At 56.5% G+C, this 9,569-nt stretch carries 6 protein-coding genes and 3 pseudogenes; 3 read left to right on the top strand and 6 right to left on the bottom strand.

All coding sequences use genetic code 11. The features are described 5' to 3' along the window. The 6 genes and pseudogenes from CO676_RS33550 to CO676_RS33525 form a co-directional block, all read right to left on the bottom strand. A partial coding sequence (locus tag CO676_RS33550; protein ID WP_144340248.1) for an LLM class flavin-dependent oxidoreductase occupies positions 1 to 301 on the bottom strand: 301 nt, incomplete at its 3' end. 429 nt (positions 302 to 730) lie between these two features. Next, positions 731 to 1,825 (bottom strand): histidinol-phosphate transaminase, encoded by a 1,095-nt coding sequence (locus CO676_RS33545; RefSeq protein ID WP_097524223.1) that lies wholly within the window; start codon positions 1,823 to 1,825, stop codon positions 731 to 733. A gap of 423 nt (positions 1,826 to 2,248) precedes the next feature. After that, a protein-coding gene (locus CO676_RS33540; RefSeq protein WP_097524222.1) for an IS3 family transposase occupies positions 2,249 to 3,438 on the bottom strand; the annotation gives its coding sequence in 2 pieces (ribosomal slippage) (positions 2,249 to 3,189 and positions 3,189 to 3,438; 1,191 coding nt in all). Positions 3,439 to 3,989: 551 nt separating this feature from the next. Next, the gene (locus tag CO676_RS33535; protein ID WP_097524221.1) at positions 3,990 to 5,120 is read right to left on the bottom strand and encodes an MFS transporter; all 1,131 of its coding nucleotides are present in this window, start codon (positions 5,118 to 5,120) and stop codon (positions 3,990 to 3,992) included. A gap of 373 nt (positions 5,121 to 5,493) precedes the next feature. Beyond that, positions 5,494 to 5,946 (bottom strand): annotated as a pseudogene (locus CO676_RS33530) (flavin reductase family protein); the annotation flags it as partial. Between the two features lie 314 nt (positions 5,947 to 6,260). Beyond that, positions 6,261 to 6,692, bottom strand: a complete 432-nt coding sequence (locus CO676_RS33525) for a helix-turn-helix transcriptional regulator (protein WP_097524220.1) — start codon at positions 6,690 to 6,692, stop codon at positions 6,261 to 6,263. Positions 6,693 to 8,457: 1,765 nt separating this feature from the next. Between CO676_RS33525 and CO676_RS35025 the strand changes: the two are divergent. The 3 genes and pseudogenes from CO676_RS35025 to CO676_RS33505 form a co-directional block, all read left to right on the top strand. Further along, positions 8,458 to 8,596, top strand: a pseudogene (locus CO676_RS35025) (IS630 family transposase); the annotation flags it as partial. 14 nt (positions 8,597 to 8,610) lie between these two features. Then, positions 8,611 to 8,928 (top strand): hypothetical protein, encoded by a 318-nt coding sequence (locus CO676_RS35620; protein WP_179875759.1) that lies wholly within the window; start codon positions 8,611 to 8,613, stop codon positions 8,926 to 8,928. Positions 8,929 to 9,258: 330 nt separating this feature from the next. Further along, positions 9,259 to 9,569: pseudogene (locus CO676_RS33505) on the top strand (nitrogen fixation protein FixA); the annotation flags it as partial.

Raw genomic sequence — 9,569 nt, 5'->3', positions numbered from 1 at the left:
CAAGCATGCAGATCTCCTCAAACGCACGCAGCGGATGACAAAGGCTAAGCAGCATGGTCAGAGGGCCAAGACGAAGTCGACGGGTGCGTTGCGCGACGCTCGATAGGAACAGATTCGGCGACGGACTTCTCCCATGCGGCGAACAATGGTGCTCCGCCAGGTGGTAAGCGTAAAAACCGAGCCGATCACACGCTTCCGCTAGCCTGAGGCGGTCTGCGTATTGTCGTGCAATGTCACCACCGTCCTCGTCCAAATGGTCGAATATGCCGAAAGCTAGCTTCGAAGGAAGGGCTTTTCTCATTAAATCGTCTCCGACTTTATCCCGGGATGCCCCCCGGACCTCGATTCAAGCGAAGTAAGACGGGGGGCCTTTCTTCGCCGCACATCGCTACTCACGGCGAGTCTGCCTTTGTTTCAGGCCGGCGGAAGCCGGATCGTTGAAGCCGCCGAAACGGCCACGTCCTTGCACGCTCGGCTATTGCTCAACAGTTCCTGTGCACCTGCAGACGAAATTTTCCCGCCCCAGCAGCCTTGCCCAGATGCAGTTTGAATGGAGGACGCCCCGACGTAGAAACGTGCAGGCGACAGACTATGAACTTAGCTTCCCCCGCGGGCGTGGCATCGTCAACACTGTGGGGGAGATCAGTCTTCCCGTTGTTGCTCTCTTTCTTGTTGCCACTGTCCTTTCTCACGCGCAAAAGAGCAGAGCCTAAGGCTGCTATACGTCCGATCATTGAAACGTCTGAACTCCCAAAATGCACTCGACAGCTGCAAGAAGCGCATCCATTTGTGGTTTTGTCCCGATGCTGACGCGAATGCAATCTTCCAGACCTTTATCAGGAAGGACGGCCACGAGTATCTTTTTCTGTTTCAAGCAGGCGTGCCACCAAACGCCGTCCCGTCTTGCTGGCGCCCGCGCCAGCAAGAAGTTCGCATGGGAAGGCGTTACAGAGAACCCAAGTTGCGACAGCGCGACGCTCACCCGCTCTCTCTCATATTTGATATGGCTGTGGTTCTCATCATAGGCGGCGCGGTGGGCAAGGATACTGACACCAACCGCATGGCCGATCACATTCATGTTGAACATGTTCTGGATATTGCGCAGCCTGCCTATAACCTCAGGATGACCGAGGCCGAAGCCAATGCGAATGCCGGCCGCTGCATAGCTCTTCGAAAACGTCCTTAAGATCAGGAGGTTCGAATAGCGGTCGATGAGACGCAGAGCGCTGTCAGGCGCAAAGTCCACATAGGCTTCATCTAGCACGATCAAGCGGTCAGATTGTGCGACGAGGCTTTCAATATCCGCTATAGGGACAAATGTTCCCGTCGGGTTGTTCGGATTAGCCAGCAGAATGAACTTGGCCTCCTTTGCAGGACCGAAAAGCAATTTGTGTATCGGCAACAAGCACGTTTCGCCCCATTTGATTTCAAGCAATCGAGCACCCTGCAACAGCGCGAGCTTGTGATTGAATGCAAAGCCAGGGGACAACATCGCGACAGTGTCACCCGGGTCAAGGAATGCTTTGTATATGAGCGAAAGGAGTTCGGACGATCCGTTACCGGCGATCACCTGATCCTTGGAAAGATCATAGGACGCAGCGGCGGCTTCCCTCAGGGTGATGTTGTCATCCTCTGGATACAGATACTGCCGCTTGAGAGCAGCAACAGCGCTCTCCATTACCGTGGCCGGCAATGCGAATGGATTCTCGTTTGTATTGAGCTCGACATACCTGGCACCTGGTGCCGGACTGGATGGAAGAGAGTCCAGCTGCCTGTGCACTTTCGAAAGAGAAGAAAGTACGCTTTGCAGTTTTGCATCAGACATAGTTTTCTCCCTTTCAGTCGCAGAGGATAGCCGCTTTATCCGACAGTCAACGCGAGTGGGATTAACAGTGCCGCCCATTCACTGGCTCCGACTTAATGGACTTTCTTCTATTACCCCTATATCTATTCAGTAAAATCATTTGTTTGCATCGCAGCTATTGATGCTATGTATATAAGAATGTCGATTAGCGCCTAAGATTGCTCATGTCTTGGGCTCGAATCCTGCCATGGCTCTCCTCTTGGGCGCGCGCGGCCTGAGCCCTGGATTGAGGACCTACGGCCTTAACGCACGCTGGCAAGGGAGTGCTGATCCGCACGATCTAGCTGACTATGTGGTGCACGCCGGGAGAAGCGATCTCATGGTAGTACCTAATGCGCCGCAGAGACGTGCCGGGTCCATATCAAGTGACCTTGCCCCCAAGTTTTATCCAGTTTTGAGTTCGCTCCAGCGGTTTTGGGTTGCTGCAGTTGCGGCGGTAGCGGCGGGTTGCGGTGCGGAGCCATTTCGGCTGCGCAGCACCGCATCACGTCGCGGGCTAATGGTCTGAGCGAACTCGGCAGGTGTCAGCCAGCCGAGGCCAGAGTGTGGTCGGTTATCGTTGTAATCGCTTCGCCAGTTTAAAAGCGCTGATCGGGCATGGGTCAGTGACGAGAAAAGAGTCTCATTCAAGAACTCGTCTCGCAGACGCCCATTGAAGCTTTCGATGAAGGCGTTTTGGATCGGTTTGCCCGGCGCGATGTAGTGCCAATCCACCTTGGCTCGGTCCGTCCATTGCAGGATCGCGTTGCCGGTGAACTCGCTGCCGTTGTCGCTGACAATCATCTTCGGTTTGCCGCGCTCCTCGATGATCCGATCCAGCTCACGGGCAACCCTCAGACCGGAAAGCGATGTATCGGCGACAAGTGCCAGGCATTCCCTGGTGCAATCGTCGACGACCGTCAGAATCCGGAACCTGCGTCCATCGGTGAGTTGATCCGACACGAAGTCGAGCGACCAACGATCATTGGCTGTCATCGGGATCAGCATCGGTGCTCGTGTGCCTATTGCTCGCTTCCGGCCGCCGCGTTTGCGCACGGTGAGCTTCTCCTCCCGATAGAGCCGGAAGAGCTTCTTGTGGTTCACAAGCCGCCCCTCGCGCCTGAGCAGCACATGAATGCGTCGATAGCCGAAGCGACGGCGTTCATGGGCTAACGTTTTCATGCGCTCGCGAAGATCATGATCATCGTCGCGCCTGGTTTCATAACGGATCGTCATCCGGCAAAAGCCGCTGGCTTTACACGCCCGCCGTTCGCTCATCTGGTGGCGATCCATCAGATGCGCGACAGCGTTCCGCCTTGCTGCGGGCGTCACCACTTCTTTCCCAAAAGGTCTTTCAAAGCGGCATTGTCGAGCATGGCCTCTGCCAGGAGCCGTTTCAGCTTTGTGTTCTCGTCCTCCAGCGTCTTCAGCCGCTTAGCTTCGGATACGTCCATGCCGCCGAACTTGGCCTTCCACTTGTAGATGCTGGCGTCGCTGACACCGTGTTTGCGGCAAAGCTCCGACACCGGCGTGCCCGCCTCGTGCTCCTTCAGAATGCCGATAATCTGTTCGTCCGTGAAACGGTTGCGCTTCATTCCCTGGTCCTCTCAATGGGCCAGAGCTTACTTCAAAATGGATTATTTCAACGGGGCAAGGTCACAAGAAATCGACGTGGACGAATTGAATCGGGTCTCAGCTTTTGGATTCCGCTGAGCTCCACGACGCAGAGATCAGAGTTGTCTTAATGGTCCCCCGGCCTGGGGGCGCGTGTGCGAGACGCTTCAGCTGGTTGAGCAAAGCGGACGTCGTTGAGAGATCGACGCTGCCTCCGACCCGGCAGCGTATCCCGTGGCGCGGTGATTGCAACGCCAGCTTCGGCATAGAGGTTTGCCCATGCTCCAAACTTCGTCGTGCCACGCGGAAAGTATATCAAGGCCTTCGCGTCAAGTAACATCCCGTCGCTCATGGCCGGAGGTAAGCTGTACTCAGGTCCGTTAATGCAACACGTTGGGTGTTTCCTGATCCCAGTCCAGCCCAACCTTTTCGCCTGCGGAGCCCGCAGTCCTTGATTAAAGCCGCTTGCAGAAGCGGGCGAAGGCAAAATGCGGAGATCTATCACGTGTCATGGAGCAAGCGAGGATTTCACTTATTGCTTGAGCACTGGAGCCAATACTGCCACGAGCGCTGCGAACAGTCCGACGAAAAAAAAGCAGACACGCATTGTGGTTGCCTCGGCGAGAAGTCCAATTGCAAGGGGGCCTAACGTCATCGCGCCATATGCGAAGGTTGCGACGGACGCGATGCCTTTCCCCGCCGGCACTACAAGATCGGCTGCTGCCCGACTGAAAGCTAACGGTAGGACGGCCGCATAGCCGACCCCCATCAGCACAAAGCCCGCCACGACTAACGGCAAGGTTTCACCGACAACGATCAGAAAAATGCCAAAGACCGCCGAGAATCCGCTTATGCGTGTGACAGTGGCGGATCCCCATCGCGTGACAAGAGAATCCGCCTTGAGCCTCATCACCACCATGGCTACAGAAAAGCCCGTGTACCCTAGGGCGGCATCTGATTCTTCGGTCCCGATTATATCACGCAAATATAGCGCACTCCAGTCGAGAGCTGTACCCTCTCCTAATCCCGATGCGAGAGCAATGAGGCCCACAAGAAAAAGACCGCTGGTAGGTAACGACAATCCCACTGAACCACTTACTGCCCGGATAGTTGATTGCCAATCGAGCAGAAGGAAGGGTCCGAACATCCCGCCGGTCATCACGGCCGTAACAATAAAATGGACGTATACTGGGATCTGAAGGATCGTGGCAACATAACCGCCCGTTGCGCCCAGAACAGCCCCCACACTCCACATGGCGTGAAACGACGACATCACTGACCGCTTCATGTGTTTTTCTACTTCGCTCGCCCAACTGTTCATCGCTACGTCAATGGAGCCATGACACATGCCGAAGAAAAAAAGGGCGATCGCCAGCAGCGGTATTGTCGACGCAAACCCTAGAGCGGCAATCGAAACTAGGAACGGGATAGCGATCGTTCGGGCGACCCGCACTGCACCCAAGCTATCGGACAACCTTCCGGCAACAGGGAACGAAATCAATGCGCCCAACCCTAGGAGTAGCAGCAAAGCCCCGAAGTTCGCTTTGTCAACGTGAAAGTGAGCCATGATGGCGGGAACGCGAGAAGCCCAGGTCCCCAAGAGGATCCCGTTCAACAGAAAGCCCGCAGCGACACCGCGCCAGGGAGTAAGCAATGTGTGCATTTCTCTCCTCCAACATCCATGGCTTCTGACGTCGGTTGATATCAGGTCCGGTCGTATTCGGGGCTCACGCAGCGGACCCGGATAACTTCAGGTCAGCGCTCGCTCGTTCCGCGGCAGGCTACAAATGAAAAGATTTCGATCTCCCGTTCTGAGTTCTCAGAATAGGAGATCCGGGTCGGCTTGACTCTTGTTGCCGCTCTCGCCGGTGAAAACGGTGTAGCAAACATCGCTCTCTTCCAAGCCCGATCGTGGTCGGCGGCTAAAGCTGCGTGCAAACTAGCACGAACGAACTACAGATGAATTGATTGAGATCATAGACAGGCGCGGCGCAATCGTTCAATGGCTGTTCAATTTCGGTGTGGTGACCCCAGAGCTATTTGCCTATAGCACCACTCGGCAATGCAAAGTACCGGCCGTCATGATAGACCAATGAACCACCGTTACCGGTGCAAATGCCGACAACACGGGCCGAGCACAATCACATGGCTGTGCCGTTCTATGGCCTCCTCAAACACGCAATCGATGGCCGCCGCAGCATCTCGAAGGCCGGGCGCGCCGCTGATGAGTTGAGTCCACCCGGCCTCGCGGTAACGTTCCGCGCCGCTCAGCCCGCCTTGAGTGGAGAATTGATTCGCAAGTATCTGGTGGGTGTGGCCCAGGACGTTCACGCAAAAATGGCCGAATCGCGCAACCGCAGCACATGTGGAGGAGGAACGGTTGAGGGAAACGACCATGCAGGGGGCTCGATCGACAGGGCCGTCGCGGAAGTAACAGTCGCTCCGGTACGGTCTTCGCCCTTCCCTGCCGTGATGACGCTGACGCCACCGCTCATATTGCTATCACTCCTTCTTTAGAAAGCATCCTCAATATAGCTGCATAGCGTGCGTTTGCAGTTATGGCCGGCTCCTCATGTCTTCGTCTAAGCCGCCTCATCAACCGGGATGAACGAAACAGCGAGCACATCGATGCGGACGAAGGTACTGGCAGCATTATGCAGCGTTCGGCCAGATTCGAGAAATCGCTTGTTCGCATGGCAACCATCGGCGCTGTGGATGCACCAAGCCATGTGTGGGTTGGCGCACTGTTGTGGTGGCCGTCTGACGTTAGAGAGCACTCTGCCTCCACACAGAAGCGGGCCAGTCACCACTCGTGTGCGCTCAGAGACTTGAGCAGCATTACGATTCGGCGGCGTACATCATTGTCGCCCACGCGAGAAAAGGCTCTAATAAGCTCGATCCCTTCCTCGCTTGCAGCGAATTCAACCACTTCGGGTGGGATCTCAGTCTGATTTGCAGCGGACTGCCCGTCCGACTGGTTTTTGTCAGGCGTATCCTCAAAGAAGTAGCAAGGCTGCACTTTCAAAGCCTTCGAAATCTGCTGAAGCCGGCCCGCACCGACGCGGTTCACACCCTTTTCATATTTTTGGACCTGTTGAAACGTCACCCCGATAGCTTCGGCAAGAGTGGCTTGCGACATGTTCTGCCATAAACGCCTCTGGCGAATTCGCCGGCCAACATGGGCATCCACCGAGTTTGGCTTACGTCTTGTTGTTTCAGAGTTAATACTCAGCATATTCGTCTCCTCAATCCGGCTATCTTATGGCTCTTCGGGAGATATGATATGAGTTCCACGTCCCGGACATTCCTTTAGCAGAGCTCAACTGAAAGTCAGAAACTCAATTGAGTCATCTGGGTGTCGGCGAAGGCCAACCCTAAGCGCTTTCGGATTACGCCTCAACTGGGAAGCTTAGCGGGTTGGTGTCGATGTGTTTCCGTGAGTTACTCGAAGACCACTGCTGCGGGGTCAAGCAGTGTCGTTGGCAGCAGATGTCCTGCGTCGCAGGAGCGGTCGTGCTAGAGAGCATCGCGCCTGTAGTGCCGGGACACTTCAGTCATTCCTGCCGTCGAACGGCGAGAGGCCGCGATGCGCGCCTGCCCGCTGCTCCTTTGACTCCGCATTGAGCCTGGGATCGAACATCTGGTGACGATGAGAAGTTTTCGCGAGGCAGCAGATACGCCCGAACGGTCACGCGCGGATCGGTGAGCACGACGGTCCGCTCCGGCTCCTGCGGCCTCACGCGCTCCGGCAGGTCCGGACCGCGCGGCAGGGCCCCGAAGGTCTCGTCCACTAGCCACACCGTCCCCGCGTCCGCTACCATCCGGAAGGTTCTGCGGTAGGGCGGCCGGCCCGGACCCGGCATGAAGCATGGTTCTGACATTTCCACATCCTCCGCACAATTTTCGCTGGTGACGCGTCTCGAGAGCAACGTCCGTGCCTAATAAAAAACGCCTTAAATTCAGGGGTATGGATCGAACCAGCTATGTCAGCATTCCAACAATGTAGTATGCCGAACAATGCAAGCCTGGTAGCCAAAAGCGGACCGCCGCGTCCAGTGGCGTTTGCCGAGTCTTCTCTATTCGACGTGGTGAGGTCAAGCACCTTCTGACTATTCGTACTTATGGTGAATGATGTCTTCGCAGTATCGCGCTTCTCTCCGGGCTCCCTCCATTGTGGACCAGAAGAATGGGGCGGAACAATCCAATCGGCGACCTGATCGCGATGAGCGACCGCAACAGACAACCACGCGAGCTTACCCCATCGGTCGTCCTGCGAAGGACATCTTATCCACCGGCGGCGGAATTCTCTTGTCTGCTCTGGTTCTCGCTGCCCTGGTCGCTGATTACGCAGCGACAGGCAAGCTCTCCCGTGTCCAGCAGAATTCGGTTCTGGCACTGGCGCTCGTGAGAAGCACCGTCGCCGCTTCATAAAGCAGCTCCCGCAGATGGGTTTCACCTCTTACGCAAGAAATGGGTCTCGTTGTTAGTCCCGGGCGCTAACCGAGCGCCAACCGCTGCGATTTAGGATACCGCCGTAACGGCGCCGATGCCCGGGATCTCCGTCAGAAACTCGCAACCACCCGACCCGTTCCTTTGGGGCGGATAAGGCCGAATGTCTCCATCAGGCTGCGGATTTGATTGCCAAGTTGGGTTGAGATGCTCAGGAGCTGATTGCCAACCAGCGTGCGCGTCAACACACTGTCAAAGGACTTTACCTGAACCGCCTCGTAGAAGCCGACTCGGCCAGCTGGGCCAGGCATCCGCATCAGGCATCTGTCTTGTTGAGTATCTCGTTCAATCCGATCGCCCAGAGGCTCTTGCCGGCTTCAATCCCTCAGCCACCGCCCGTGCTTTGAACTCATCGGACCAGCGTCGGCGAAGATGCTGCGGCCGCGCCCTGAGACGGTCGGTATTCGCCGCACGCTTGAGCGGCGTATCCGATCATGGCGGGCTGTTTAATCAGGAGCAGGAAGTGATATTCCATCAACCCACAAACCCGGTCCAAACTCAAGGCGCTGTTGCGAGCCAGGCCAGAGCGACCGGTGGATGCCCTCTGGCACCGTCGGTGACATCGTCAGACTGTTCGAACCGCAGGTATGCGCCAACTACTTCGCAGCGGCAGGATATGAACCGGATTAAAATGGACACATGCAGTGTCTTGTGATGACGAAACCTTTGCCGCTCATGTTACTGACATTCTCGGCCGCGTAAAGGATCCGTCGGGTGCCGAGGACGTCTTAGAGAGCCTCGGCGTTTCCTATGAACCGAAGGTGCTAAATACCTCATGGACTTCCCATCATGAAGCGGATGCGACAAAAACTGGCCGAGCAGGCTTTTCCGACCTCGGCGCCGTGGTGGCCGCCGCCGGTGCGAGCGGCGCGCTCGCCTGTGCGGAGTTTGCGACCACCGCGGCGTTTTCACATCGGATCTTTAAGGTGCTTGAGGCGCGCGAGCCGACTAGATCACGATGAGTTTCGGTCCGATCGACCTAAAATCATAAACGTGATCGATTCTACTAGGTTAGCGCGGGATGCGGGCGGAAAACCGTACACACTTTTCCTCATCCCGCGCTCGCCTGGCCGCACCTTTGTACCTTCTTAAAGCCGTCGGGAAGCGACAAGTGTGGCGCGGTTGCGACAATTGTCCTGGAGCCGACAACATTGTCACGCGGTCGGCATGCCGCGAACCGAAGATCGCCTTGAGTTTCATGGGCTTGTCGGACCAAAGGCGGTTGGCATGATTGGTGCTTGGAAGAAAGGCGAACCGTCATGCTCACATGCGATCGGAGCTAAAGAGACCTCATGCACATCGTAGTCTGTATCAAGCAGGTCCCGGATTCGGCGCAGATACGCGTCCATCCGGTGACGAACACGATCATGCGCCAAGGCGTGCCGACGATCATCAATCCTTACGACCTGTTTGCTCTCGAACAGGCCCTTCAAGTGCGCGACCACCATGGCGGCGAGGTCACGGTGCTCACCATGGGTCCGCCCATGGCCGAGGAATCTCTGCGCAAGGCGCTCACTTATGGCGCCGATCGGGCGGTACTCTTGACCGACCGGCACTTTGCCGGCTCCGACACGCTGGCGACTTCATTTGCTCTTTCCCAGGC

It is taken from the genome of Sinorhizobium sp. BJ1, from assembly GCF_002531555.1.
Classification (GTDB): Bacteria; Pseudomonadota; Alphaproteobacteria; order Rhizobiales; family Rhizobiaceae; genus Sinorhizobium; species Sinorhizobium fredii_B.
This window is presented reverse-complemented; position numbering and strand designations above follow the sequence as displayed.